The 26,055-nt window shown below is 66.9% G+C and carries 19 protein-coding genes; 11 read left to right on the top strand and 8 right to left on the bottom strand.

The genetic code is table 11. The features are described from left to right. Positions 1-4: 4 nt before the first annotated feature. From QMK31_RS16585 to QMK31_RS16570, 4 genes are all read left to right on the top strand, one after another. Entirely contained in the window at positions 5-793 is a 789-nt protein-coding gene (locus QMK31_RS16585; RefSeq protein WP_283502056.1) for a uroporphyrinogen-III synthase, read from the top strand. 57 nt (positions 794-850) lie between these two features. Then, complete coding sequence (gene hemB, locus QMK31_RS16580) at positions 851-1,834, top strand: porphobilinogen synthase (RefSeq protein WP_283502055.1); 984 nt, start codon at positions 851-853, stop codon at positions 1,832-1,834. Beyond that, on the top strand, positions 1,831-3,219 hold the full coding sequence (gene hemL, locus QMK31_RS16575) for a glutamate-1-semialdehyde 2,1-aminomutase (protein ID WP_502853442.1): 1,389 nt from the start codon (positions 1,831-1,833) through the stop codon (positions 3,217-3,219). The genes hemB and hemL overlap by 4 nt, the downstream gene beginning before the upstream one ends. A gap of 93 nt (positions 3,220-3,312) precedes the next feature. Next, positions 3,313-3,663 (top strand): hypothetical protein, encoded by a 351-nt coding sequence (locus tag QMK31_RS16570; protein ID WP_283502054.1) that lies wholly within the window; start codon positions 3,313-3,315, stop codon positions 3,661-3,663. A 30-nt stretch (positions 3,664-3,693) separates the two neighbouring features. On the opposite strand, the gene QMK31_RS16565 is transcribed toward QMK31_RS16570, so the two are convergent. The 4 genes from QMK31_RS16565 to trhO form a co-directional block, all read right to left on the bottom strand. Beyond that, positions 3,694-7,638 (bottom strand): LamG-like jellyroll fold domain-containing protein, encoded by a 3,945-nt coding sequence (locus QMK31_RS16565; RefSeq protein WP_283502053.1) that lies wholly within the window; start codon positions 7,636-7,638, stop codon positions 3,694-3,696. A gap of 134 nt (positions 7,639-7,772) precedes the next feature. Further along, the gene (locus tag QMK31_RS16560; RefSeq protein WP_283502052.1) at positions 7,773-8,606 is read right to left on the bottom strand and encodes an ABC transporter permease; all 834 of its coding nucleotides are present in this window, start codon (positions 8,604-8,606) and stop codon (positions 7,773-7,775) included. After that, positions 8,603-9,505 carry an ATP-binding cassette domain-containing protein gene (locus QMK31_RS16555; protein WP_283502051.1) on the bottom strand — a complete coding sequence of 301 codons (903 nt, stop codon included), beginning with the start codon at positions 9,503-9,505 and terminating at the stop codon, positions 8,603-8,605. The genes QMK31_RS16560 and QMK31_RS16555 overlap by 4 nt, the downstream gene beginning before the upstream one ends. Before the next feature lie 160 nt (positions 9,506-9,665). After that, positions 9,666-10,562 carry an oxygen-dependent tRNA uridine(34) hydroxylase TrhO gene (trhO, locus tag QMK31_RS16550; RefSeq protein WP_283502050.1) on the bottom strand — a complete coding sequence of 299 codons (897 nt, stop codon included), beginning with the start codon at positions 10,560-10,562 and terminating at the stop codon, positions 9,666-9,668. A gap of 144 nt (positions 10,563-10,706) precedes the next feature. Here trhO and QMK31_RS16545 point away from each other — a divergent pair, with 144 nt between their 5' ends. Both QMK31_RS16545 and QMK31_RS16540 read left to right on the top strand, forming a co-directional pair. Next, on the top strand, positions 10,707-11,180 hold the full coding sequence (locus QMK31_RS16545; protein WP_502853484.1) for a YbhB/YbcL family Raf kinase inhibitor-like protein: 474 nt from the start codon (positions 10,707-10,709) through the stop codon (positions 11,178-11,180). 94 nt (positions 11,181-11,274) lie between these two features. Beyond that, positions 11,275-12,366, top strand: coding sequence for an alpha/beta hydrolase (locus QMK31_RS16540; RefSeq protein ID WP_283502048.1), 1,092 nt, complete (start codon positions 11,275-11,277; stop codon positions 12,364-12,366). Position 12,367: 1 nt separating this feature from the next. Here the strand turns inward: QMK31_RS16540 and QMK31_RS16535 are convergent, their stop codons facing one another. Beyond that, positions 12,368-13,006, bottom strand: a complete 639-nt coding sequence (locus tag QMK31_RS16535) for a LysE family translocator (protein ID WP_283502047.1) — start codon at positions 13,004-13,006, stop codon at positions 12,368-12,370. A 132-nt stretch (positions 13,007-13,138) separates the two neighbouring features. Here QMK31_RS16535 and QMK31_RS16530 point away from each other — a divergent pair, with 132 nt between their 5' ends. After that, positions 13,139-13,696: an acyl-CoA thioesterase gene (locus QMK31_RS16530; protein ID WP_283502046.1), complete on the top strand. Its 558-nt coding sequence runs from the start codon at positions 13,139-13,141 to the stop codon at positions 13,694-13,696. Positions 13,697-13,755: 59 nt separating this feature from the next. On the opposite strand, the gene QMK31_RS16525 is transcribed toward QMK31_RS16530, so the two are convergent. From QMK31_RS16525 to QMK31_RS16515, 3 genes are all read right to left on the bottom strand, one after another. Then, positions 13,756-14,262 carry an SRPBCC domain-containing protein gene (locus QMK31_RS16525; RefSeq protein ID WP_283502045.1) on the bottom strand — a complete coding sequence of 169 codons (507 nt, stop codon included), beginning with the start codon at positions 14,260-14,262 and terminating at the stop codon, positions 13,756-13,758. 71 nt (positions 14,263-14,333) lie between these two features. Then, entirely contained in the window at positions 14,334-15,914 is a 1,581-nt protein-coding gene (locus QMK31_RS16520) for a phytoene desaturase family protein (RefSeq protein ID WP_283502044.1), read from the bottom strand. A gap of 60 nt (positions 15,915-15,974) precedes the next feature. Further along, positions 15,975-16,934, bottom strand: a complete 960-nt coding sequence (locus QMK31_RS16515) for a LysR substrate-binding domain-containing protein (RefSeq protein WP_283502043.1) — start codon at positions 16,932-16,934, stop codon at positions 15,975-15,977. 156 nt (positions 16,935-17,090) lie between these two features. Here QMK31_RS16515 and QMK31_RS16510 point away from each other — a divergent pair, with 156 nt between their 5' ends. The 4 genes from QMK31_RS16510 (at position 17,091) to QMK31_RS16495 (ending at position 25,954) form a co-directional block, all read left to right on the top strand. Next, positions 17,091-20,672, top strand: coding sequence for a proline dehydrogenase family protein (locus QMK31_RS16510; protein WP_283502145.1), 3,582 nt, complete (start codon positions 17,091-17,093; stop codon positions 20,670-20,672). Between the two features lie 195 nt (positions 20,673-20,867). After that, positions 20,868-21,890, top strand: coding sequence for a 3-oxoacyl-ACP synthase III (locus tag QMK31_RS16505; RefSeq protein WP_283502042.1), 1,023 nt, complete (start codon positions 20,868-20,870; stop codon positions 21,888-21,890). A 25-nt stretch (positions 21,891-21,915) separates the two neighbouring features. Then, on the top strand, positions 21,916-24,954 hold the full coding sequence (locus QMK31_RS16500; RefSeq protein WP_283502041.1) for an alpha/beta fold hydrolase: 3,039 nt from the start codon (positions 21,916-21,918) through the stop codon (positions 24,952-24,954). A gap of 10 nt (positions 24,955-24,964) precedes the next feature. Further along, positions 24,965-25,954, top strand: a complete 990-nt coding sequence (locus QMK31_RS16495) for an NAD-dependent epimerase/dehydratase family protein (RefSeq protein ID WP_283502040.1) — start codon at positions 24,965-24,967, stop codon at positions 25,952-25,954. Positions 25,955-26,055: the final 101 nt, after the last annotated feature.

The following is a 26,055-nucleotide window of genomic DNA, read 5'->3' as shown; positions in this document are numbered from 1 at the left end:
TCACGTGACCAATCAACTGACCAAGCCCCTCGCGGGCTGGCGAGTTCTCGTTCCGCGCGGCGGACCCTGGGGTGACCAGGTGGCAGCCAACCTGCGGGCCAGGGGCGCGCATCCGATCGTCGCTCCCATGATCAACTTCGCCGCCACGGACGACGCTCCGGCGCTCGACGCGGCACTCACTCGCCTCGCCGCGGGCGATTTCGACTGGATGACCATTACGAGCGCCACGACCGTTGACGTTCTGTCGTCGCACCGTGCGGCCGTCGCGCCCGGAACGCGAATTGCTGCGGTCGGTGAAACCACCGCAGCCGCGCTCATCGCGGCCGGCTACCACGTGGACATCGTTCCCTCCGAAGACAACTCAGCCCGCGGCCTGCTCGAGGAATGGGAGACCGCCACCGCCGGCGTCATCCCGCTGCGCGTGCTGACCCTGCGAAGCGAGATCGCCAAACCGTTGCTCACTGAAGGACTGCGCCGCGTCGGCCACGACGTGGAATCCGTCGTCGCCTACCGCACGATCGGTGTTCCGGTCAGCGACCAGGTCGTCGCCGACGTGAAGGCCGGCCTCGTACACGCCGTGCTCGTCACGAGCGGCAGCGTCGCGCGTCAGGTGCGGGAACAGTTCGGCGACATTCCCGAGCGCACCCTCGTGGCGTGCATCGGCCCGCAGACCGCCAGGGACTCCCGGGCCCTCGGGTTGCGCGTCGACGTTGTCGCCTCCGAGCGCAGCGCCGAGTCCCTCATCGAGGCGCTGGTCGACGCCGCTCTCGCGGGAACCGCACCGGCACTGTAGCCGGGCAGGTAACGACCGGATAACGAGACGTCCAGCCGGGCGGCGTAGGGTACAAGGGTGACCAATCCCGTAATCCGCCCGCGACGACTGCGCACCAGCGGTGCTCTTCGTCGCCTGGCCAGCGAAATCCGTGTTCACCCGGCCGAGCTTGTGCTCCCCATGTTCGTGCGGGAAGGCGATGAGCAGCGCGCGATCAGTTCGATGCCCGGCGTTGTGCAGCACAGCATCGACAGTGCGCGCCGCGCCGCGCGGCAGGCTGCCGAAGCCGGCATCGGCGGCATCATGCTGTTCGGGGTGCCCTCCCGGCGCGACGCCACTGGAACCGGCGCGACCGACCCGAACGGCATTCTCAACCTGGCCGCCCGCGCGCTCGTCGACGAGATCGGCGACGCGCTCGTTGTGCAGACCGATCTGTGCCTTGACGAATTCACCGATCATGGCCACTGCGGCGTTTTGGCCGCCGACGGCCACGTCGACAACGACGCGACCCTTGAGCGCTACCGTGACATGGCGTTGGCCCAGGCCACGGCCGGTTCCGCTTTGCTCGGCCTCTCCGGAATGATGGACGGGCAGGTCGCCGCCGTGCGCGAGACCCTCGACGACAACGGTTTCGAAGATACCGCCGTTCTCGCCTACTCGGCCAAGTACGCTTCCGCCTTTTACGGTCCGTTTCGTGAAGCCGTCGCCTCGACCCTGGTCGGCGATCGCCGCACCTACCAGCTCGATCCAGCCAACCGTCGCGAAGGCGTGCGCGAAGCGCAGCTCGACATCGACGAGGGCGCTGACATCGTCATGGTCAAGCCGGCCGGCAGCTACCTCGACGTGCTCGCCGACGTCGCCGCCATGAGTGATATTCCAGTTTGGGCATATCAGGTCTCCGGCGAATACGCCATGATCGAGGCGGCCGCAGCACAGGGCTGGATCGACCGGCGTCGCGCCGTCGAAGAGTCGGTGCTGAGCATCCGACGGGCCGGCGCCGACGCCGTACTCACTTACTGGGCCGTTGAACTGGCCACCTGGCTCAAGGAGGAGCAAGCATGACCGACACGATCAACGCGCAAGAGATGCCGACCCCGGTAGAGCACGCCGCAACCCACAATGATGAACTATTCGACCGCGCCCGCCGCGTGATTCCCGGCGGGGTCAACTCTCCCGTGCGGGCCTTCGGCTCGGTCGGTGGCACCCCGCTCTTTCTCGTGAAGGCTGCTGGTGCCTACGTCACTGACTCCGACGGCCGCGAGTACGTCGACCTCGTCAACTCGTGGGGACCAGCCATTCTCGGTCACGCCCACCCCGACGTCATTAAGGCCGTGCAGGATGCCGCCGCTCTCGGCCTGTCGTTCGGCGCGTCGACGCCGGCCGAGACCGAGCTGGCCGAACTCGTCGCCGACCGTGTCGGTGCCGTAGAAAAGCTGCGCCTGGTGTCCACCGGCACCGAAGCGACCATGACGGCCATCCGTCTGGCGCGGGGCTTCACCGGTCGTGACCTGCTGATCAAGTTCGCTGGGCACTACCACGGCCACTCCGACGGACTGCTGGCCCAGGCGGGCTCCGGCCTGGCCACGCTCGCGCTGCCCGGATCGGCCGGTGTCACCGCAGCGACCGCCGCACAGACACTCGTACTGCCGTACAACGACCTCGATGCCGTTCGAGCCGCTTTTGAAGCACATCCCGGGCGCATCGCCGCCATTATCACCGAGGCGGCCGCCGCCAACATGGGCGTCGTCGCGCCGGATGCTGGCTTCAACGCGGCACTGTCGTCGATCGCGCACGCGAACGGCGCGCTGCTCATTCTTGATGAGGTACTCACCGGTTTTCGGGTCAGCCGTTCCGGGTTCTGGGGCCTCGAAACCAGCAGCCTGGAGTCGGCTGGCGAAGAGTTCTACACGCCCGACCTGCTCACCTTCGGTAAGATCATCGGCGGTGGCCTGCCCGTCGCCGCTCTCGGCGGGCGAGCCGACGTGATGGACTTTCTGGCCCCGACCGGCCCGGTATACCAGGCCGGAACGCTGTCGGGTAACCCGGTCGCCGTCGCAGCCGGCATCGCGACCCTCAAACTGCTCGATGAGAGCGTGTATGACCGGCTCAACGCGACCGCCACCATCCTCTCGGAGGCGGTCTCCGCCTCGCTCTCAGCCGAGGGCGTGGCCCACCGGGTGCAGCGGGCCGGCAACCTGTTCAGCTTCGTCTTCGGAGCAGAAGCGCAGGGTTCAGCCCCACGCAACTACGCCGACGTGCAGCGTCAGGAAGCCTATCGCTACGCGCCGTTCTTCCACGCCATGCTCGACCACGGAGTGTCTCTGCCGCCGAGCGTGTTCGAGGCCTGGTTCGTCTCAGATGCGCACGACCAGAGCGCCATCGGGCGCATCTTCGAGGCTCTCCCCGCCGCGGCCAAGGCTGCGGCCGCCGCAGCTCCGGCGGCCTGATCGGCTGACGTTGGAGGGATCCTGCGCTGGAACGTTAATGCTTTGTGAGGTTCAGACAACGGGTTTTCGCCGCTGACCGGGCAGACTGGAACAATGGCTTCCCTGAGCGTGCACTCCGACCGGCTCGAGATCCACCTAACACGCGCGGAACGAACCCTCGCGCTGCGACGCGAGTCGATCGTGGTACAGCGGGAGAATATTCGCTCGGTGATCATTACCGAGGATCCGTGGATCTGGTTGCGCGGCATTCGCTCTCTCGGCTCGATCGTTCCGCTCGTCCTTGCCGCCGGAACCTGGAAGTTTCACGGCGGCAAGGACTTCGTCTCGATCAAACGTCATCGCCCGGCTGTGGTGATCGACCTCGTCGACGAAGAATTCGCCCGCGTTATTCTCACGAGTCAGCACGCGGGCGATTTCGTCGATTCCCTCAAGCTGCCGGCCTGATTGAGCAGCTGACGCTCGCATCGGCCCCGGCTACGGTTCCGTCACCGCGATCGCGGAGAGAGAATCGAAGGAGACGGTCATCGGGGTTGTCGACGATCCGCTGGCGTACAGGGCAAGACCGATCGATCCGGCCCGCTGCAGAGCTGGTGTTGCGTCCGTTCGGCTGAGCTTCCAGGTCGTGGGCTCCGCCGATCCCGCGGCCCACACTTTGGCCCGGATCGTCGTCGGCTCAGTACCGAACACCTGCAGCCGCACCTGCAACTGATCGTTGGTTGCGTAGGTCAGTCCGGCGACAGTGCTCGCTTGCAGGGTGGTGTTACCACGCATGAGCTGCAGCTGCACGCTGCCACTGGAGAGAACTTTAACCCGCGCCCGATAGTCGTCCGTGGCGACACGGCGGCCGATCAGCGAAACGTAGGTGCCGGCTCCCGTCGTCGCCTGTTGCAGGGACGTGGAGACCGTGACATCCGTGCTTTCCGACGAAACACCGTCGAGATAGCCGTTCGACTTACCTCCGGCGGCCACACGCAGGTGAGCGGAACCAGCGGTAACCGAGTAATTGGCGGCCGATCCCGTGGTGGTCCACGTTCCGCCGTTCTCGGACACGCCGAGCCCTCGGCTGACCTCGCGGGTGAAGGTATCGGCGGCGATTCCGGTTGGGACCGGTGGTGGTGCTGAGACGGTAACGGATCGAATGGCCGTGTCGGTGGCGCCGTCGTCGTCGGTGACGGTCAGGGTGATGGCATAGGTTCCGGCGGCCGCATAAGCGTGCTCAGCGGTGGGGCCTGTGCTGGTGCTGTCGTCACCCCAGGACCACGCGAATCCGGTCACGGTACCATCGGAATCGGCCGAGGCCGAGGCATCCGCTGAAACCGACAGCTGGTCGGTGCTCGCCGTGAAGGCGGCTGTGGGTGCCGCGTTGTCGGGGGTAGTGGTGGCCGAGCCGAGCGAATAGTGGCGGGCGATCTCGGTGGCGCTCAGCGGGAGGGAATAGACCGCGACATCGTCGATTGTGCCGACGAACCACGGGCTCGACGAGTTCCAGGTATTGTCGCCGCCGATGCGCCAGTAGCCGGAGTAGCCCTGTGCCCCGGTCTGCGGATTCGTGCCGACGAGAACGCCGTCAACATAGAGCGCCATTCCAGCAGATGACTGCTGGGCAAGCACATAGTGCGGCGCCCCATCGTTGTAGCTGGCCTCGGTCAGGATGGTGTTGGTCTGCCCGGTATAGGTGCCGAAGACGAGTCGACCGTCGTCTTGCAGATAGACGTGCCGGTCGTAGTTGTTCGACAACCCGGTCACAGCGCTGCCGAAGCCGATGATCTTTCCACCCTGCTGCGTCGATGTGCTGAACCAGGCTTCGAGCGCGTAGGTATCAGGAGCATCAATCCGGGTGTCACTGCTGACGATCCCGCCGCCAAACGTCGCCGCCGTGTTGCTCGTGCCGTTGACCAGTCCGGCAGCGCCGAGGCTGACCGGGTCCGTGTAAGTTCCGGGCTGCTCGGAGGCCGACGAGTCGATCGCTTTGGTTCCACTCGACTCACCCAGGCGCCAGTACAAAGCGGGTTCGGCGCTGTAAACGGCCGCGCCGTAGGCGTCTGCAGGTGCGGGGGTGACGGGACTCGTTCGGCCGGAAGCCACAAAGTGCGCCACGATCTGCTTCTGGGAGAGGGGAGCGGGATAGACGGCGACCTGAGCGATGTCGGCAGCGATGAAGGCGCTCGTTGGCTGGTTGGGCCAGCCATTGACGCTGTCTCCGCCGATGCGCCAGAATCCCTGGTAGTCCTGACCGGTGGTCACATCGGAGCGCTGGGCGACCTTTTTACCGTCAATTGACAACGACATCCCGGCACTGCCCAGGCTCGCCACGACCTGATGCCATTTGCCGTCGTTGTAAGACGCGCTCGAAGTTATCGTCCGCGTTCCGCCGGGGTAGACGCCGAACCAGATGCGACCGCTGTTGTCCATGTAGACGTGCCTGTCGTAGTTGCTGCCTCGCCCGGTGGCGCTGTTGCCGAAGCCGATAATTTTTCCACCCTGTGTTGTCTCGGTCTTCACCCACGCCTCCACGCTGAACGAATTCGAGGCGTCCTCGGCGGTTTGGGTCGAGGTGAACCCGGAGGCCGTGCCGTCAAAACTGCTGGCCGTACTCGGGTCGTCCACAATTGCGCCCGGCGCACCGGGGGTGACGCCGCCGTTTCGGGCCAGGTCGGCGCCGCCCGTCCAATCGAAGGCAGTGGCTCCGGATGCTTCGTTGAGCGGCCAGTAGGAACGGGGGGAATCCGCCAGGACGCCCGTCGTATAGTCGCTGACGACCCCGGATGCGATCACGACGCTGGCCGCGTCTCCGGTGTGTGTGTTGCCGAAGGGATCGGTGACCCGGATTCGATAGGAGTAGCTCTGCCCGGGAGTCAGCCCGGTGTCGGTGAAAGCGAGGTTCGGCCGGTTCCAGTCGGAAGAGGGCGCCTGGAAAGTGTTCACGACGACTCCATCGCGGAGCACGTCGTAACTGAGGTTCTCGTTGTCGCGGTCATAGGCCGACTTCCAACTGAGACGTGCGGTTCCGTTCACGAACGACGCTACCGATGGTACGAACTCCGATTTCACGAAGGACACGTCGGCGATGCGCGGTCCTTCGTTGTTGGGTGCGATGGCCGGCACGGCAAATCGGGCGAGACCCTGTTGGCGCTTGTTGTTGACGACTGTGAATTCCCCGCCGTACAGCACGTATTCGGTGTTGGCGGTGACGTGCCAGGGCCCCTGGCCCTGACCGGTGTAGCGACCGGTGTTGATGTCGGGATAGAAGTGGAGCAGCGTGGGCCGGGGAGTGCCCGCGAAGTTGTAGTAGCCGTGCTTGTCTGCGGTGATGGTGCCGCCGACATCCATGCTGAAGGCCAGGGTGCGATGGTAGGTCCACGGCTCGGTCTGCTCGAAGCCGTCGATATTTCCGCAGTAGTGCGCATGCTCGGTCGTGTAGACCGTGTCGCCGGCCGGTGCCACGGAGTAGGTGTCGCCGTGGCAGTCTTCGACCCAGATCAGACTGCCGTCCTCCCAGCTGGCCCGAAAGGTTCCTTCGAGGTTTCCGCCAGTCCCGAACACATAGCCGGTGCCAAACAGGCCTTCGGCGGATCCGGTCAGGCTGAGGATGGCCGCCTGACTGCCGCCATTACGAATGAGGCCGTTGATTTTCCACGGAAGTGATGCACCGGTACTCGCATCGGTCGCGGCCATACCGTAGCCCGGATCTGAACTGCCGTTGTAGGCCGTGAAGGAGCCACCGATGACAACTTTGGTGCCATCGGGTGAGGCGGCGAGGGCATTGATGCTGCCGCCGGTCGGTGCGCCTGACCATGGTTCCAGGGCCCCGGTAGTGCCATTGAAGGCGGCCATCCCGGCTCGGGTCTGGCCATCCGCCGAGGTAAAGGTTCCGCCCGCATAGACGGTGTCACCGGCGATGGTCAACGCTCTGACACCCGAGTTGATGACCGGAGACCAGTCAGAGATGAGGGCGCCACTTGTCGTATTGAAAGCGGCAATGCGGGTCCGGCTGACGCCACCGACATTCGTGAACGTACCACCCGCGAAGAGCCGCGACCCGTCGCTCGATACGGTCAGGGCGCGGACAGCGCCGTTGACATTGGGATTGAAGGATGAAACCAGAACGCCGGTCGTGAGGTTGTAGGCCAGCAAATTGTTGCGCACGACTTCGTTCACGCCGGCGGCAGAACCGGCCGGTCGCGAGCGGGTGAACTCGCCCCCAACATAGACGGTGTCGCCCACAATGAGTTGTGCCCAGACGACCCCATTGATCTGCGCGGTCGGGAGCGAATCGGCGGATACCGTCACGGGAGTGGTGGCATCCGCGGGGCGGCTGTCAGCGACGGCTGCTAATGGCACCGCGAGGGCGCCCACAACGAGCGCGGCAGTAGCGACGACGGCAAAAAACCGATTTTGGACAGAAAGTAGCTCACTCACCGGGGAGGCCTCACTTCGACGCTGTTTGCAGCCGTAGGATAGCCACCGCACTGGTCGGAGCTTAGTGAGAGTTTCTCAGGTCGTAACGCCCCCAAGCAGGGGTGGAACGGTCCCCCCTAAATTGGGGAATGAGGCTAAGTGACGTCTTTCTTCCAACTCGCGGCGTAGCCGATGACCGTCGCGACCAGGGCGTACCCGAGCAGCACGAGGCCGCCCTGCCACCAGTTCAGCGGTGCGGCGCCGACCGGGTTCGCAATCGTGAAGACGCTCGCGCCGACGAGCGCATCGGACGCGGCGCCCGGTAGAAAGTTACCGATCTTTGCCGTGACCTCAAGAAACGAAGCCGCCAGACGCAGCAGCGGCTCGACGAATTGGGTGAAGGCCAGCACGATCACGATCGAGGCGACCTGGTTGGGCACGAGCACGCCGAGGCCGACGCCGATCGCCGCCCACAGGCCCATGGCGAGCAGCGTGCGAGCCACCAGGAGCCAGGTCTCCGTGTCCAGTAGCAGCGCGTCAACCCCGAAGGCGCTCAAAACCCCGCCGCCCAGGCCAACGGATGCCGCCAACGCCACGATCCCGAAGCCAGCGCCGATCAGAATCAGGGTTACCGTCTTCGCGGCGAGCACCACACCGCGGCGGGGTGTGGCCAGAAACGTCGGTGTCAGCGTCTGGTGGCGAAATTCACCGGTCGTTGCGAGGGCGCCGAGCAACACCGGAAAGACGTAGCCGACCGAGGAGGCGAAGCTGTAGATGAGGGGTGGGAGGCTGCCGAAATTGGTGGGGCCGCCGCCGGTGTTCACGGCATCCGGGCTGATCACACCGGTTTGGATTGCGGAAAACAGCGCCGCGAGGCCGCCGGCCAGCAGACCGATGTAGCAAAACAAAATCATGGCGAGGATCCACCACAGGCGAGTGGTGAAGATCTTGGCGAATTCGGCTGACACAGAGCGCAGGAACACTGTCATAGTGAGTGGCCTCCGCCGACGAGGGCGAGAAATGAGTCTTCGAGGCCGACTTTCTGCCGATGCAGCACGCTCAGTTCAACCCCGGCTTCGAAGGCGAGGTGACCGAGCATGGCCGGGTCGCCCGTCGCGGCGAGCAGCCCGGTGCGGCCGATCGAGAAGCTGATGCCGGCCGCCGTGAGGGTTGCGGCGAGGTTCTCGCGGTCGGGAGAATCGACGATCGTCTGGGGCGCGGCATCCGTGTCGACGCTCGACAGTGGGCCTCGATGCACGAGTTCGCCGCGGGCGATGATGACGACGTCGTCGACGCTCTGCGCAACCTCGGAGAGCAGGTGGGAACTGACCAGAACGGTACGACCCTCGGCGGCCATGTCGCGCAGAAAGCCACGGATCCAGCGGATGCCCTCCGGGTCCAGCCCGTTGATCGGCTCGTCGAGAACGAGCACGCCCGGGTCGCCGAGCAGGGCGTAGGCCAGGCCGAGGCGTTGGCGCATACCGAGCGAGTAGCCGCCGACGCGCTGGGCGGCGTGGGCGGCAAGGCCCACCTGGGTAAGCACCTCCATGACGCGGGTGCGCGGCAGCCCGGCGGCGATCGCATAGACGCCGAGGTGGCTTCGGGCGGTACGTCCGGGGTGGAAACTCGCGGCTTCGAGAGCGGCGCCCACCGTTTTAAGCGGATGCGGCAGGTCGCGGTAACGCACGCCGCCGAACGTGGCCGTGCCGCTGCTGGCTGCGACCAGCCCGAGCAGGATGCGCAACGACGTGGTCTTGCCGGCACCGTTCGGACCAAGAAAGCCGGTGACCCGGCCAGGTTCCACCGTGAACGACAGGTCGTTGACGGCGGCGACCGCGCCAAAGCGTTTGCTGATGCTCGTGAATTCGATAACAGCGCCGGTAGGCATTCGACTCCCCTCAGTGGTGTTTCCCACCCTATTACCCGGCATGTTGCGGGAACGGATTGCGACACCGATTCCGGAGCTTTCTTTCCTCCGACCGGGCAATCTGAGGTGAATTGAACCAACAGTGTGGTCGGTTCGGCAGGGAGCGCTCGCCGGAAGCTGATCAGGTGTGCGCGGCGCAGGCCGGCGCCGCCAGCGCGACGCACTCGGGGCAGACCACGAGCTGCTCCCGGCACGACACCTGTCGGCAGTTGAGCATATTCGTCGTCGGCGCCGCGCAGACCCGGCAGGCACCGAGCACGGCAGCATTCGGGGCGAAGTCGAGTGACATTCGCTGGTCGAAAACGTAGAGCGAACCCGACCAGAGGCCCTCGTTGCCGAAGGCTTCGCCGTAACGCACGATGCCGCCGTCGAGCTGGTAGACCTCGCCGAATCCGCGCGATTTCATGAGGCCGCTCAGCACCTCACAGCGGATACCGCCGGTGCAGTAGGTGACAACCGGCTTACCCTTGAGATGATCGTATTTGCCGCTGTCGAGTTCGGCCACGAACTCGCGGGTGTTGGCCACGTCGGGCACGACCGCGTTTCTAAAGTGACCGATCTCGGCTTCGAACTTGTTGCGCCCATCGAAGAAGACGACGTCGTCGCCGCGCTCGGCGACCAGCGCATTGAGCTCGGCCGGTGCCAGTTTGGTGCCGCCGCCGATGACTCCGGCTGCGTCGACGCGCAGCTCACCGGGGGCGCCGAAGCTCACGATCTCCTCGCGCACCTTGACCACGAGCCGTGGAAAGTCGAGGCTGCGCCCGCTGGCGTCGAGGCCGGTGCCCTCGCTCCACTTGAAGTCGATGTTCTTGAATGCCGGGTAGTCGCGGGTTTTACGCACGTACTTCTTGATGGCGGGCAGGTCGCCGCCGACCGTGCCGTTCAGGCCGTCTGCCGAGATGAGGATGCGCCCGCGCAGGCCGAGCCCGGCGCACAGGTCGCGCTGCCAAAGCCGCACGACCTCCGGGTCGGCCAACGGCGTGAAGATGTAATAGAGCAGAATCTTCGGAATGGCCATGGGGCTATTTTAGGAGAGCGCGCGTAGGCTGGCCGAACTGCTTGTGTTGCAACAGGGCAGCACAAATATCGGAGGCAACACGTGACCATCGACCCGCTCGCTCGCTTCGGCGCGGTGCCCCAGTTCTCCCTCACGAGCACCGTCATGACCGACGGGGGCCCGCTGCTCGCCGCCCAGTACGGGGCCGACGCCGGGGGAGCGGATGTTTCCCCGCAGCTGTCCTGGTCGGGTTTCCCCGCCGATACCCAAAGTTTCGCTCTCACCGTTTTTGACCCGGACGCGCCGACCGGTTCCGGATTCTGGCACTGGGCGGTGGCTGACATTCCGGTGTCGGTGACCGAGCTGGCAGCCGGTGCTGGAAACCCCGGCGGCGCTCTCCCGGCGGGTTCGCTCACGCTGCCGAACGAGTATCGCCTCACCTCGTTTGTCGGTGCCGGGCCGCCGCCCGGAACCGGCACGCACCGCTACCAGTTCATCGTGCACGCCGTCGATGTGGCAACGCTAGACCTCGACCCGCAATCCACCCCGGGCGTTCTGGGCTTCAACCTGCACTTTCACACGCTCGCGCGTGCGGTGCTGGAGGCGACCGGAGTCGCCGGCGGGGCATCCGCCGCCTGAGCGCGGGTGCTGACGGCCCACCCGAAACCGGGAGTTGCCCCCAAATGGGGTACTTCCCAGTGAGCATACGGGGGAGTCGACTTAGCCTCAGGCGGTGAGTTACACCAGAACCGCGTTCAGCACCGTTCATCCCACTCCCTCGCACCATTCCCCCACAAATCGCGCCGCCACATCGGCCAGGGCCTGGCTGCACGACATCCGTTTGCACGCCGACGGGGTGACTGTCGACCGCTCGGCGCACCGGGAGACGGGCATCCGCCGGCTGCCCGTCTGGGCGTGGCGCGCGCTCATGCTGCGACGGGCGACTCCGGTGCACAAGTACAATCTGAATCCGATCGATTCGGTTGAGTACGATCTCGATCTCGATTACGTCGGCGATGGCGAGAAAATCCATCGGCTCGACGTATTAGCGCCCAAGCGGGATGACGGCGCGCAACCGCTGCCCGTCTACGTGTACTTTCACGGCGGCGGCTGGACCTCGGGCGACAAGGACCCGCTCACCAAGTACTGCGCGACCCAAGCCGCCGAGGGCATGATCGTGGTCAACGCGAACTACCGCATGGCCACCCGGTTCCAACTGAAACACATGATGCAGGACGGCAACGCGGTGCTCGAATGGGTCGCCCGCAATATCGCCGCCTACGGGGGCGATCCCACCCGGATCGTGCTCGGCGGTGACTCCGCCGGTGGCCATATCGCGGCGCTGCTCACGGCCGCTGCCTACGCGCCAGAGCTCGCCGAGCACTACGGCATTCGCGATCCGGTCGCGGCTCGAAACCTGCGCGGCCTGGTGCAGCACTGCAGCATCGCCGACTTCTCTGTACTGTTCAATCGCGGCTTCGTCCTGAGCCTCAACTTCGTGCGGATGCTGCTACCCGAGCGCGGCCGCGGCCTGCACCTGCGCACGGCCGCGCGGTTCATGTCCCCGATCGAGTGGCTCGACCGGGGCTTTCCGCCGGTCTTCGTCACGACCTCGGAGCGGGACTATTTCTACCGCGCCAACCTCAACTTCATCGAGGCGCTGCGGGTACGCAAAATTCGGGTTGACACCCTCATCTACGGTCGGCGTAGCGTCAACACCAAGCACACCTGGCAGCAGGACGACACGCATCCGGAATCCCAGGAGGTCTATCGCCAGCTCGGTGCCTTTGTGCGTGCCGTCGCGCCGCGGGCGGTAGCTGTCTAAGTCAGGACCGCGCGCCGGTGGCGGCAAGCACCCCGCCGAGGCCGATCATCATCACCCCGCCGGCCGACGACAGGTTTTCAATGCGTTTCGGTGACCGGGCGAACCAGGCCCTGGCCGTGCCGGCGGCGAGGGCCCAAGTACTGTCGCCGAGCAGGGCGAGCACCACGAACACCAGCCCGAGCACCGCGAGTTGCAGCGGCACATCCCCGGCCCGGTAGTTCACGAACTGCGGCAGCACCGCGATGAAGAACACGAGCGACTTGGGGTTGCTCAGCCCCACCACGAAGCCCTCAAGCACGAGCCGCCACTTGGTTTTGCGGGCCACCCGAGTCTCGCTCAGGTGGGCGGCCGTGCTCCGGTTGCGAATCGCCTGCACTCCGAGATAGATGATGTAAGCCGCGCCGGCGAACTTGACGATCGTGAACAGCAGCACCGACTGGGTCACGATGGCGCCGAGCCCGAGTGACACCGCGATGATCACCGGAATCAGTCCAAGCGCGTTGCCGAGCACACTGAGAAACCCACCGAGCCGGCCGAGGGCGAGCGAACGCCCGATCACGAACAGCACGGTCGGACCGGGAATGACGATGAGCGCGATCGACGCGAGTGCGAACGTCAGCAGGGTGGGCAGGGAGAGCATTCTTGAATGGTAGACCCGCCGGGGACTGTGGCACATCGTGCACGCAATCGGCGCTGGGGCAGCGGATGCTGGCGCTCACCCACAACGGATGCCCGGCCCGTGCCCCCGCTTCGTTAGCATCGTCTCGTGCATATGTTCTTTCGAACCCTCCTCCACTCCCTGCTGTCGAAGTTCGGTCCTCGGCTCGGTCACTTCGACGTCGCGCGCACTAATTTCGTGACGATGCCGACCGACCTGGATATTTTGCGGCACATGAACAACGGTGTCTACCTGTCGATCATGGACGTTGCGCGCTTCGACATGCTCCATCGCACCGGCGTCTGGGCCATCTTCCAGGAACGCGGCTGGTACCCGGTCGTGGTGTCAGAGACGATCAGCTTTCGCAAGTCACTCACGGTCGGCCAGAAGTTCACGGTGGAGTCGCGCATCCTCGGCTTCGACGAGAAAGCCGTGTACGTCGAGCAACGCTTCGTGCGACCGGATGCCGACGGCGCACCCGAGATCTACTCCCACGGCTACATTCGTGGTCGCTTTCTCAAGCGCACCGGCGGCGTCGTGACGATCGACGAATTGCTCGAGGCGATCGGCGTCGCCCCCGACAACGTCAGTGTTCCCGAGTGGCTGCTTGAGTGGAGCCGCAACGCTGCCGCTCCCGCCACGCGAGCTGCCGCACCCAGCATCTGGAACTAGCTGCGGGCGGTACTGCGCGGTGCGGGAGCTGCGCCGGTGGCGCAATTCGAGTAGCGAACCTAGATGGTGCGCACCGGAACGATGAGGTCCTTGTAGAACTGGGCGTGCGCGGGATAGTAGTGCTCCCACTCCGGCAGCGGCAGGCCGGCGCGCGAGGCAACCAGACGATCGAGGTAGTAGTCCCAGCCCGGCCCGACCGTGGCGGCCTCCGAAGCAGAGCGCAGACGCTGCCCGAACGTGAGGTTCGTCATGCCGTCGCCCTCGACCAGGTGGAACAGCGCGCGCCAGGAATCCTCACCCTCGCCAAAATCACCGTTGAACCGGTGCGGAGCCTGGCATTCGCGAATGCTCACGTACTCCCACCTGGCGTCCGGCTCCGCCGTCATCTTGAACTTGACCGCGCCGGTCGCCGGCGAGCCCGAATAGGTGCCGATCCACTTCTCGAGTTCGGCCGGGCGGGTCAGGCTGGCCCAGACCTGTTCGATCGGCGCATTGAAGAGCCGATTCAGCATGAGATACAGGCCGTCCTCGCGGTGAATGAGGCGTCCGGTGGGCTTAGCTGACATGGTGACCTCCACTGTGAGTGAAACGTGAGTCTTAACTCAGGCTAGGCCCTATTGCGCCCGTCGGCTATACGTCACAGGCCTTCCAGAACGGCCATGGCAGCATTGTGGCCGCCGAGCCCGCTGACCCCGCCACCGCGCCTGGCTCCAGCCCCGCAGATCAGAATGCGGGGGTGCTCGGTGGCGACTCCCCAACGCTCGGCGGGCGTGCTGCGCGGCTCATCGTCCTCGAGGAATGGCCACGAGAGGGGCCCGTGAAAGATGTTGCCGCCTGGCAGGTTCAGGGCGTGCTCAAGGTCGAGGGTGGTCTTGGTTTCGATGCAGGGGCGACCGTCGGCATCCGCCATGAGCAGCGCTTCGATCGGTTCGGCCAGCACCGAGTTGAGCGAGGTCAGCACGGCGGCCTGCAGCAGGGCCCGCATCGACGCATTGTTCGCCTCGGTGAGCGCCCGATTCGGGGTGTGCAGCGCGAACACGGTCAGGGTGTGCGCCCCGGCCGCGGCGAGCTCGGGCGACAAAATGCTCGGGTCGGTCAGCGAATGGCAGTAGATCTCGCACGAAAGCTCGGCCGGAATCTGCCCGGCCAGCGCCTGCTCGAACGCGGTCTGCAATTGCTCGTACGACTCATTGATATGAAAGGTGCCGCCGAAGGCAGCTTCGCCAGACACGCTCGCGTCATGCAATCGTGGTAGCCGGGTCAGCAGCAGGTTGACCTTGACCTGCGCGCCCTCGGGCTTCGGCGGTGCCGGCGACGAAAGAGCGGATGCCCCGCCCCCCACCGCCAGCAACTCCCGCAGCACCCACGGCGCCACGTTGGCCAGCACCACGCCGCCCGTTACCGCCTGCAGCCGCCCGTTCTGCCGGTAGGTCACCGCGCCGTCCGGAGTGAGGGACTCGACGTCGGCGCCGAGTTCGAGACGAGCGCCGGCCTCGCGCGCCGCCCGTTCAAGCTCCCCGGTCACGGCGCCCATTCCGCCGATCGGTACGTCCCAGTCGCCGGTGCCGTTGCCGATCACGTGGTACAGAAAGCAGCGGTTGGCCGCGAGGCTCGGGTCGGTCAGGCTCGTGAACGTGCCGATCAGGCCGTCGGTGGCGGCGACGCCGCGCACGAGATCGTTGTCGAACCGGTCGGTGATCACCTCGCCGAGCGGCCGCTCGATCAGCGACGTCCACAGCGCGTCGTCGCCAACCAACCGCCGGGCCTCCGAGCGGGTGAGCAGCGGTTCGCACACCGTCGGAAATACCGCGCGGGCCAGCCGGGCGGTGTGGTCATAAAAGGCGGTCCAAGAATCGAAATCGGCTGCAGCACCTATGCGCACGAACGAGGCCTGGGTGGCAGCGGCGTCGCCGTGGTCCACCAGGAGCCCGTCAGCAGAGTGCCCCGGCGTATACGACGAGTATCGGCGCCGCGCGAGCTCGATGTCGAGCCCCAGCTCGCGAATGATTCTGGTCGGCAGCAGGCTCACCAGGTAGGAGTAGCGTGAGAGGCGCGCGCCCATGCCGGGGAAGGCATCCGCTGAAATAGCGGCGCCGCCGACCTGCGGTTCGCGTTCGAGCACGAGCACGCGGCGCCCGGCCTGGGCGAGGTAAGCGGCGGCGACCAGGCCGTTGTGGCCGCCACCGAGAATCACGACGTCGTGTGTGGGTTCGCTCATGACCAGAGCCTAGCCAGAGCCTGGCCAGGGCAGGGCGCCGCCGGTGAATACTGTGCGCGGCTAGACCGGCGCGAGGGGCTCGAACGGGCGCGGCGGCTCGAGCGGGTCTGACTCGGTGGGCTTGGCGACCTTGCTCACTGCCCGGTCAAGGGCGCCGCGCACCGCGACCACCCCCGGGCGCTGCGCACTCGACCGGCGCGCGGCCGAGAACAGGGTGCGATGCGGAGTGCCCGGCAGGTCGTGCAGCTGCACGGCCGGCATGCGCCCGGCCCAGACCAGGTCGGGCAGAATGCCAACGGCATTGCCCGATTCGATCAAGCGGATGTGTGCGATCAGGTCGGCGGTCTCGAACCGCACGTCTGGTTCGAACCCGGCCGAGCGGCAGAGCTGCGTCGCCCACTGCCGCGAGGCGGTGCCGACTGGTTCCATCACCCAGGGCAGCCCGGCAGTCTCCTCGAGGGTCGCCGCGCGCACCCGGCCAGTGTCTTCGGGCGGCACCGCGAGCCGCAGCGCATCCGTTGCGAGGTTGACCCGGTCGAGGTCGGGCCAGTGCGCGCGAGTGTGGCCGGGGTACTGCTCGGCGAGCACGAGGTCGAAGTCGCGCGCAGCTACCTCGAACAGGCCACGTTCCGGTTCCCGTTCGGTCACTTCGACGCGCAGCGCCGGAAAATCCTCGGCCAGAAGAGTGAGCGCCCGCGGAATCACCGCGAGGGCCGCCGACTGGAACACGGCCACCCGCACGGTGCCCGACACCGTCGTCGTACTCGCGCGCAGGTCGGCTTCGGCGAGCTCGAGTCGCTCCAGCAGATGGGTGGTGTGTTCGACCAAAATCTCGGCCTGCTGCGTGAGCTGCACCCGGCGACCGACCTTCTTGAGCAACACCACGCCCGCCTCTTTCTCGAGCAGGGCGAGCTGCTGCGACACCGCCGATGGGCTGTAGGCGAGGGCCGCTGCGACCCCGGCGAGGGTGCCGCGAATTTTCAGTTCGCGCAGCAGTCGCAACCGCCTGACATCCAGCATCCGTTCCCCCTACACCCTGTGTCGCACGCAAAACCAAATCATTAGAAATTGTAACCAATATGCTGCACAAACAATTGCTTTTGCTAAATATAGGCTGGCCTCAGACTTGAACCACCAGAGCAGCCCATCCGCGAACGAAAGACTAGTCTCGTGACCATGACCAACGCCTCCACCCGCCCCGCCAACGAGGATTTCAGTTCGGAGGTCGTCAAGCTCGTTAAGAAATGGCTAGACGAAAGCGCCACGATCCCAGCGGATGCCGCGGCGGAGCGGCTCGCCGGTGTGCTCAAGGACCCGAACGGCCTGGACTTCACGGTCGGTTTCGTGGACGGCGTTATGCGCCCCGAAGACAAGATGGTCGCCGGCTACAGCCTGCAGAAGGTCGCCAAAAAGGCGCCCGGCTTTCTGCCGGTTCCCATGCGCGCCGCCATCGGACTCGGCGGAATTCTCGGGCCGGTGCTGCCCTGGGTCGTCATTCCCGCCGCCCGCACCGTACTTCGCCAAATGGTCGGCCACCTCGTCGTCGACGCCACCCCCGACAAGCTCGGTCCGGCGCTCGTGCACCTGAAAGAGGGCGGCAACCGCCTCAACATCAACCTGCTCGGTGAGTCCGTTCTCGGCGAGAAGGAGGCGCTCGAACGACTCGAGGGCACCATGCGCATCCTGCAGCGCCCCGACGTGGACTATGTCTCGATCAAGGTATCGTCGATCGCCAGCCAGCTGTCAATGTGGGCCTTCGACGAGACCGTCGCCCGGGTGATCGAACGCCTGACGCCGCTGTTCGAGTTCGCCGCGGCATCCGCTACCCCCAAGTTCATCAACCTCGACATGGAGGAGTACCGCGACCTCGACCTCACCATCGCGGTGTTCGAGGGGCTGCTCGACCAGCCGCAGCTCGCTCAGCTCGAGGCCGGGATTGTGCTGCAGGCCTACTTGCCCGACGCCCTCAGCGCCATCCAGGGGCTCACCCTCTGGGCCCAGAATCGCCGGGCTGCCGGCGGAGCCCCGATCAAGGTGCGCCTGGTCAAGGGAGCCAACCTCGCCATGGAGCACGTCGACGCCGCCGTGCACGACTGGCCGCTCGCGACCTTCTCGACCAAACAAGACAGCGACACCAACTACAAGCGTGTGCTCAACTGGGCGCTCACCCCGCAGAACACCGATGCGGTTAAGCTCGGCATCGCCGGCCATAACCTGTTTGACGTGGCCTGGGCGCACCTGCTCAGCGTCGCCCGCGGCGTTGACGACCGGGTCGATTTCGAGATGCTGTTGGGCATGGCCACCGGCCAGGCCCAGGCCGTGCGCAAGGACGTCGGACAGCTGCTGCTGTACACCCCCGTCGTTGACCCGGCGCAGTTCGACGTGGCCATCAGCTACCTCATCCGTCGGCTCGAAGAGAATGCGAGCCAGGAGAACTTCATGTCGGCCGTGTTCGAGCTGACCAGCAACCCCGAGCTGTTCGACCGAGAGAAGGCTCGGTTTCAGGCCTCGCTCGACGCCCTCGACGATCGGGTTCCGACCCCCAACCGGGTGCAGGACCGCTCCAGCAGCTACGATCTCGACCGACTTGCCGCAGCCCACACGGATGCCCGCAGCCACGACACCGAGACCGCGTCAGACGTCGACCCGCAACTGACCGGCGCGCTGCTGGGCATCACCCGCGGCTCGGTTCCCCTGCACTCCAGCTTTCACAACGAGCCGGACACCGACCCATCACTGCCCGCCAACCGGGCCTGGGGACGTCGCATTTTGGCCCGCGCCGACGCATCCGTTCTCGGTACCGAGACCATCGAGGCTGCCGCCGTCCCCGACGAGGCAGCGCTCAACAACATCATCGATGGCGTGCTGACCGCCGGAGCAGCCTGGGGCCAGAAGACCGGTGCCGAGCGCGCCGCGGTGCTGCACCGCGCCGGCCTGGCACTCGCCGCCAACCGCGACCGGCTGATCGAAGTCATGGCGAGCGAGTGCGGCAAGACCATCACCGAGGGTGACGCCGAGGTGAGTGAGGCCGTGGACTTCGCCCACTACTACGCCGAGCGAGCCAAAGACCTCGACCACGTGCAGGGTGCCATCTTCGTGCCGTCCAAGCTCATCGTGGTCACCCCGCCGTGGAACTTCCCGACCGCCATCCCGGCCGGCGGGGTGCTCGCCGCCCTCGCCTCCGGCGCCGGGGTTGTCATCAAACCCGCCACGGTCGCCCAGCGCACCGGCGCTGTCGTTGTCGAAGCGCTCTGGGAAGCCGGCATTCCGCGGGAGCTCCTCGCGCTGGTCAACCTGCCGCACCGCGACCTCGGCGCCAAGCTCATCGCGCACCCCGCGGTGAACCGCGTCATCCTCACCGGCGGCTATGAGACGGCCGAGCTGTTCCGCAGTTTTCGGCACGACCTGCCCCTGCTGGCCGAGACCAGCGGCAAGAACGCCATCATCGTCACCCCCTCGGCCGACTTCGACCTGGCCGCCGCCGACGTTGTGAAGAGCGCCTTCGGTCACGCCGGCCAGAAGTGCTCGGCCGCGAGCCTCGTCATTCTGGTCGGATCGGTCGCGAAGTCGGAGCGTTTCCTCGGCCAGCTCGTCGATGCCGCGACCTCGATCAAGATCGGCCCGGCGAGCGACCCGGTCACCCAGATGGGTCCGATCATGTCGCCGGCCGACGGCAAACTGCTGCACGCCCTGACCACCCTCGGCGCCGAAGAGAAGTGGCTGGTCGAGCCGAAGCAGCTCGATACGACCGGCAAGCTGTGGTCGCCGGGCATCCGCACCGGCGTCGCGCCCGGATCGTACTTTCACCTCACCGAGTTCTTCGGCCCGGTGCTCGGCGTGATGCACGCGCGCAACCTGGAAGAAGCCATCCGCTTGCAGAACGCCGTCGACTTCGGGCTCACCACCGGCCTGCACTCGCTCGACGCCGAGGAATTGGCCCTCTGGGTAGACACAGTGGAAGCCGGCAACCTCTACGTCAACCGCGGCATCACCGGCGCCATCGTGCAGCGGCAGCCGTTCGGCGGCTGGAAGCGCTCCGCCGTGGGCGCCGGTACCAAGGCGGGCGGGCCGAACTATCTTCTCGGCCTCGGCAGCTGGGTCAACGAGCCCGGCCGCAACAGCTCGACGCTGCACCTTCGCGGTCTCGAGCAGCGCGTCACCGACATCATTGAGGCCAGCCAGCCTTTCCTCGACTACGCCGACTTCGATGTGCTGCGTCGCTCGGCCGTGAGCGACGCCCTGGCCTGGCGTGAAGAGTTCAATGTTGTGCGCGATGCGACCGACCTCGGCGTTGAGCGCAACCTGTTCCGCTACCGAGCGCTGCCGGTCACCGTGCGCCTGACCGAGACCGGCACCCTCGCCCAGTTGCTGCGCGTGATCGCCGCCGCGACCCTGTCGACGTCGCGTTTCGACGTGTCGAGCACCATCCCGGTGCCGCCCGCCGTGCGCAACATTCTCGCCGAGCGGGAGATCCCTGTGGTCATCGAGAGCGACGAGGAATGGCTCGTTCGGGCCCGCTCCGGCGAAATCACGACCAGCCGCGTGCGCCTCATCGGCAGCGACCCGGTGCTGGGAGCGCGGGAGGCGGCATCCGCTCTCGCCGCGGCTCTGAACGGCAGCCCCGACATCGCCGTGTACTCGAACGCTGTCACCCAAGCCGGCCGCATCGAGGTACTGCCGTTTCTGCGCGAGCAGGCCATCTCGATCACCGCGCACCGGTTCGGCAACCCGAGCACGCTCTCCGACGGCGTGATCTAGGGCGGACGCCGCACATAACTGCGGAGATTTTGGCTGAACCGCCCCCGACCACACGCTGGGGGGCGGTTTCGGCGGAATTCTCCGCAGTTCTGCGAAAGTGCGCGCAGGCTACGCGCGGTTTACATACAGTTTCGTGGGGCAAACTCATAGGGGACGTATGATTACCGCTGTCCACAATTCGACAGGGGTTCACGCTTGAACGGAAATGCGACGACGACGCACCGAAACGTCGCCTTGTTGTCGGTCACCAGCCTGATGGCGCCCCTCATCACGACGTCGGAAGAGATCGATCTTCGGTTAAAGCCGGTTTTGGCGCGCCTCAAACTGCCGACCGGGCTGCTGCAACGTGTGGCCGGAGTGTACGAGCGCCGAAATTGGGGGCCGAACGAGACCTTCGACGATGCCGCGGTCAAGGCCGGAAAGATCGCGTTGAAAGAGGCCGGCATCAAGCCGAGCGACGTGGGCCTTCTCATCAACACCTCGGTCACCCGCAAGCATCTCGAACCCTCGGTGGCCGTGCGGATACACCACGGTCTCGGCTTGCCGTCGTCGGCGATCAACTTCGACATCGCCAACGCCTGCCTCGGCTTCGTCAACGGCATGACGCTCGCCGCGCAGCTTATCGACAGCGGGCAGATTAAGTACGCCGTGATCATCGACGGTGAAGACGCCGACGAGATCCAGACCAACACGATCGACCGCCTCGGTCGCCCGGGAATCAAGCGTAAAGACTTCATGAGCGAGTTTGCGAGCCTCACCCTCGGCTCGGGTGCCGCGGCCGCCGTGCTCGGTCCAGCGGATGCCCACCCCGCCGGCCACCGCATCCTCGGCGGCGTCACCCGCGCGGCCACCCAGTTCAATGGGCTGTGCGTCGGCAGCGTCGACGGCATGTTCACCGACGCGAAAGCGCTGCTCAAGGGCGGAATGGAATTGGTCGTCTCGGCCTGGACCGAAGCCAAACGCGACTGGAGCTGGTCGAACATGGACCGCTACATCGTGCACCAGGTCTCGGACGTGCACACCAACGCCATTGTCAAGGCGACCGGCATGGATAAAACCAAGGTTCCGCTGACCTATCCAACGCTTGGCAATGTGGGCCCGGCGTCGATCCCGATCACGCTCTCCCAGGAGGCGTCGAAGCTGCAACCGGGCAACCGGGTGCTGCTGATGGGCGTCGGCTCTGGCCTCAATACCGCCATGATGGAACTCGTCTGGTGACCGTGATCCGTTCAGAAATGGCCCTGTGACTGAAAACCGTACCTCCCGTCGTCTGCCCCGCACCGCTTCGGCCCCGGCCCAGCTGCCACCGGCCGGCCTGGCGGGGCTCGACCCGGAGTGGTCTCGCCTGATCGAGGTCACACAGAGCGGCAGTGCGATCGGCGTCACCCGCGGCTGGCATGTACTCGACAACGGCCCGCAGCTCGATGCTCTCGGCGTGATTCCGGTCGGAACGATCCTGTGCGTGCACGGCAACCCCACCTGGTCCTACCTCTGGCGCGGCCTGATCTCAGCCGCAACGGATGCCGCGGCGTCCGGCGCGCCGGCCTGGCGCGTGATCGCCGTCGACCAGCTCGACATGGGCTTCTCCGCCCGCACCGGGGATACTGATCTCGCTGGCGCGCCCGGCCGCCGGCCCGCTGGCGCTCTGCCTGATCCCGCTGGCGCGCCCGGCCGCCGGCCCGCTGGCGCTGTTCGCCACCTCGCCCGCCGGGTTCGTGACCTTGGAGATCTTACCGACGCCCTGGAACTTACCGGCCCGGTGGTCACCCTGGGTCACGACTGGGGCGGCGTCGTCTCGCTCGGCTGGGCCGTCGACCACCCCGAACGGCTGGCCGGAGTCATGCTGCTCAATACCGCGGTGCACCAGCCTGCCGGCGACCCGATTCCGGCGCCGCTGCGGCTCGCCCTCGGGCGCGGCATCCTCAGCCAGGCGACGGTCACGACGCCAGCCTTCCTCGCGACCACGCTGAACCTCGCGCATCCGCCGCTCTCGACCGCGGTCAAGCGCGGCTACCGCGCTCCGTACCTGACCGGCGACCGTCGTGGCGGAATCGGCGGGTTCGTCGCCGACATTCCGGTCGGGCTCGCGCACGAGAGCCGGCCCGAACTCGACCGAATCGCCGAGGCCGTGCGCGAGCTCGCAGTGCCGACGCTGCTGCTCTGGGGCCCGCGCGACCCGATCTTCAGCGACCGCTACCTCGACGACCTCGTCGAACGGATGCCGCACGCCCGCGTGCACCGGTTCGAGGGTGCCGGCCACCTGCTCGCCGAAGACGCGGACTACGCCGCCGCCACGCTGCTCTGGCTGGGCGATGCCGTCACGCCCGGTCTGCTCGACCCCGTTCGCGTAGCCTCGTCGCGTTCCCAACGTGACGGTATCGACCGGTTGTCTAGCCTGTCGAGACCGGATCAGCGGGTGGGAGCGCCCGGCGCGCTGCCCGCCGCTACTCCGACACTCGCGCCCGAGGCGGCCGCACCCGTGTCGCTGCTCGAGTCTGCCGAGACCGCCGTCTCGGGTACCGAGCCGGTCGCGGCGGCCGCGCCGTCTCTGTCCGTCGGGCCTGCCGAGACCGCCAGCGGTGAAGTTGGCGCCGCGTGGATCGCGGCGGGGACGCATCCGCTCTGCCATTACCTCGACGAATTACAGAACTCCGACGAAACCGCCCTGGTCGACATGCTGCCGGCCCCGCGCACGGTCAGCTGGCGGCTGCTGTCCCGCCGCGTGCGACAGCTCGGTGCCGGACTCGTGCACATCGGCGTCAAGCCCGGCGACCGCGTCTCGCTGCTGGTGCCGCCGAGCGCCGACCTCACCGCGGTGCTCTACGCCTGCGTGCGCATCGGCGCCGTCGTCGTCGTAGCGGATGCCGGCCTCGGTCTGGCCGGCCTCACCCGCGCCGTGCGCGGCGCCCGCCCCGACTTCGTCATCGGGGCCGCTCCCGGCCTCCTGGCCGCCCGCGCCCTCGGCTGGCCAGGGCGCAAGATCTCGGTCGCAGGCTTTCCGGCCCCGATGGCACGGCTGCTGAGCATCGAGCACACCCTCGCGGAGCTGATCGCCCTGGGCCAGGCCCGACTCAGCGCCGGCGACGGTCTTCCAGCGGAGCCCGCACCGAGTGACCCGGCGGCCGTGCTGTTCACCTCCGGCTCGACCGGCCCGGCCAAGGGCGTTGTCTACACGCACGGGCAGCTTTCCGCCGTGAGCCGCGCTCTCTTTCTGCAGTATGGCGTGGGTGTTGGCACCGGCCTCGTGGCCGGATTCGCCCCGTTCGCCCTGCTCGGTCCGGCCCTCGGCGCCCGCTCGGTCACCCCCGACATGGACGTCACCGCGCCCAAAACCCTCACGGCCAGCGCCGTTGCGGCCGCCGTCGCCGCGATCGACGCGACCGTCGTCTTTCTCTCGCCCGCGGCCCTCGTGAACGTCGTCGCTACTGCCGCCGCGCTCACTCCCGCCGACCACGCCGCCCTTGCCGGCGTGCAGCGTTTTCTGTCGGCCGGCGCGCCCATCTCCGAAAGCCTGCTCACTCAGGCCGGGGCGCTCATGCCGGGCGCCACCGCGCACACCCCGTACGGCATGACCGAAGGCCTGCTCATGGCCGACATCACCCTCGAGGGAATTCAGGCTGCGGCCGCTTCGATAGTGACTTCGGCCGAAACTATAAACCCGGCCGGCGGCGTCTGCGTCGGCGGGTCGACGGCGACCACCCGCATTCGTATCAGCGCGCTCGACGCGAGCGGGGCATCCGTTGGGGAGCTGTCGGAACAGCCCCACGTGACCGGCGAGATCGTGGTGTCTGCACCGCACGTCAAGGACCACTACGACCGGCTGTGGCTGACCGAACGGGCTTCGCGTCGTGGGGCTGCGCCGGGCGAACGCTGGCACCGCACCGGCGACGTCGGTCACCTCGACAGCGCGGGCCGACTCTGGGTTGAGGGCCGCCTGCCGCACATCATCGTGACGGCCGACGGCGTGGTCACCCCGGTGGGTCCCGAGCAGCGCATCGAAACGCTGCCCGAGGTTTCTCGCGCCGCCTTCGTCGGTGTCGGTCCGCTCGGCACCCAGCAGCAGGTCGCCGTGATCGAAACCGTGTCGCCGGCCCATCGAGTGCACCGGGCGCCCGAACCACTCGCCGCCGCTGTGCGCGCGGCCGTTGGCTCGCCGGTCGCCGCCGTGCTGGTCGTGCGCGCCCTGCCGACCGACATTCGGCACAACTCCAAGATCGACCGCAGCCGCCTGTCGCGCTGGGCCACCGGCATCCTCTCTGGCGGGCGCTGGGTGAAGCCGTGAGGGCCAGGTAATGAGAGTCCTGGTCACGGGCGCCAGCGGATTTCTCGGCCGGGCCGTCGCCGCCCGCATTAGCGCTGCCGGGCACGAGGTGCGCACCTTTCAGCGGCGGGCGTCGGGCCTGACCGGCGTCGAAGACGTGCACGGCTCGATCACGACAGCCGCCGACACCCCCTATGCCGGCCTCGCCTACGCCGTGAGCGGCATGGACGCGGTCGTGCACCTCGCCGCCAAGGTATCGCTCGCCGGCGACCCGGCCGAGTTCGAGGCGGTCAACGTCGGCGGAACGCGCACCGTGTTGCAGGCCTCCGAGCATGCCGGCGTCTCCCGATTCGTCTACGTCTCCTCGCCGTCGGTGGCCCACACCGGCGCCTCGATCATGGGCTCCGATGCTCTGCCGGCCTCGCCGGAGCACGCCCGCGGCGACTACGCCCGCACCAAAGCCAGGGCCGAACTGCTCGCGCTCGCCGCTGATGCTCCCGGATTCAGCGTGGTGGCGGTGCGCCCGCACCTGGTCTGGGGGCCAGGCGACACCCAGCTGATCGACCGGATCGTCGACCGCGCCCGCCACGGACGGCTGCCGCTGCTCGGACACGGCGCTGCGCTCATCGACACCACCTACGTCGACAATGCCGCCTCCGCGATCCACGCGGCGCTCGACGCCGCACCGGTCGTGCACGGGCAGTCCTATGTGATCACCAACGGTGAACCGCGCCCGGTCGCGGAACTGCTGGCCGGAATCTGTGGCGCGGCCGGCGTGACCGCGCCGGTCTGGCGGGTGCCGGCATCCGCTGCCCGGGCCGCCGGTTCGATCATCGAGGCCATCTGGCATCGTCGTCCCGGTAATGATGAACCGCCGATGACCCGGTTTCTGGCCGAGCAGCTCTCGACCGCGCACTGGTTCGACCAGCGGCGCACCCGCGCCGACCTGCACTGGACCCCGTCAGTATCGCTGGACGAGGGCTTCCGGCGCCTGGCCGCCCACTATCGCCGCGCTCCCTAGCGCCCCCGCGCTCCACCCCCACCTGCGCCCTGCCCCACCTCCGCCCCGTCCCCGGGCCCAGTTTATAAACCGGGCCCACGGTCCGGGCCCGGTTTATAAAC

Source organism: Cryobacterium sp. PH31-O1, assembly GCF_030063455.1.
In the GTDB taxonomy this organism is placed as follows: Bacteria; Actinomycetota; Actinomycetes; order Actinomycetales; family Microbacteriaceae; genus Cryobacterium.
The sequence above is the reverse complement of the archived record's forward strand: the minus strand, read 5'-3'. Positions and strand labels throughout refer to the sequence as shown.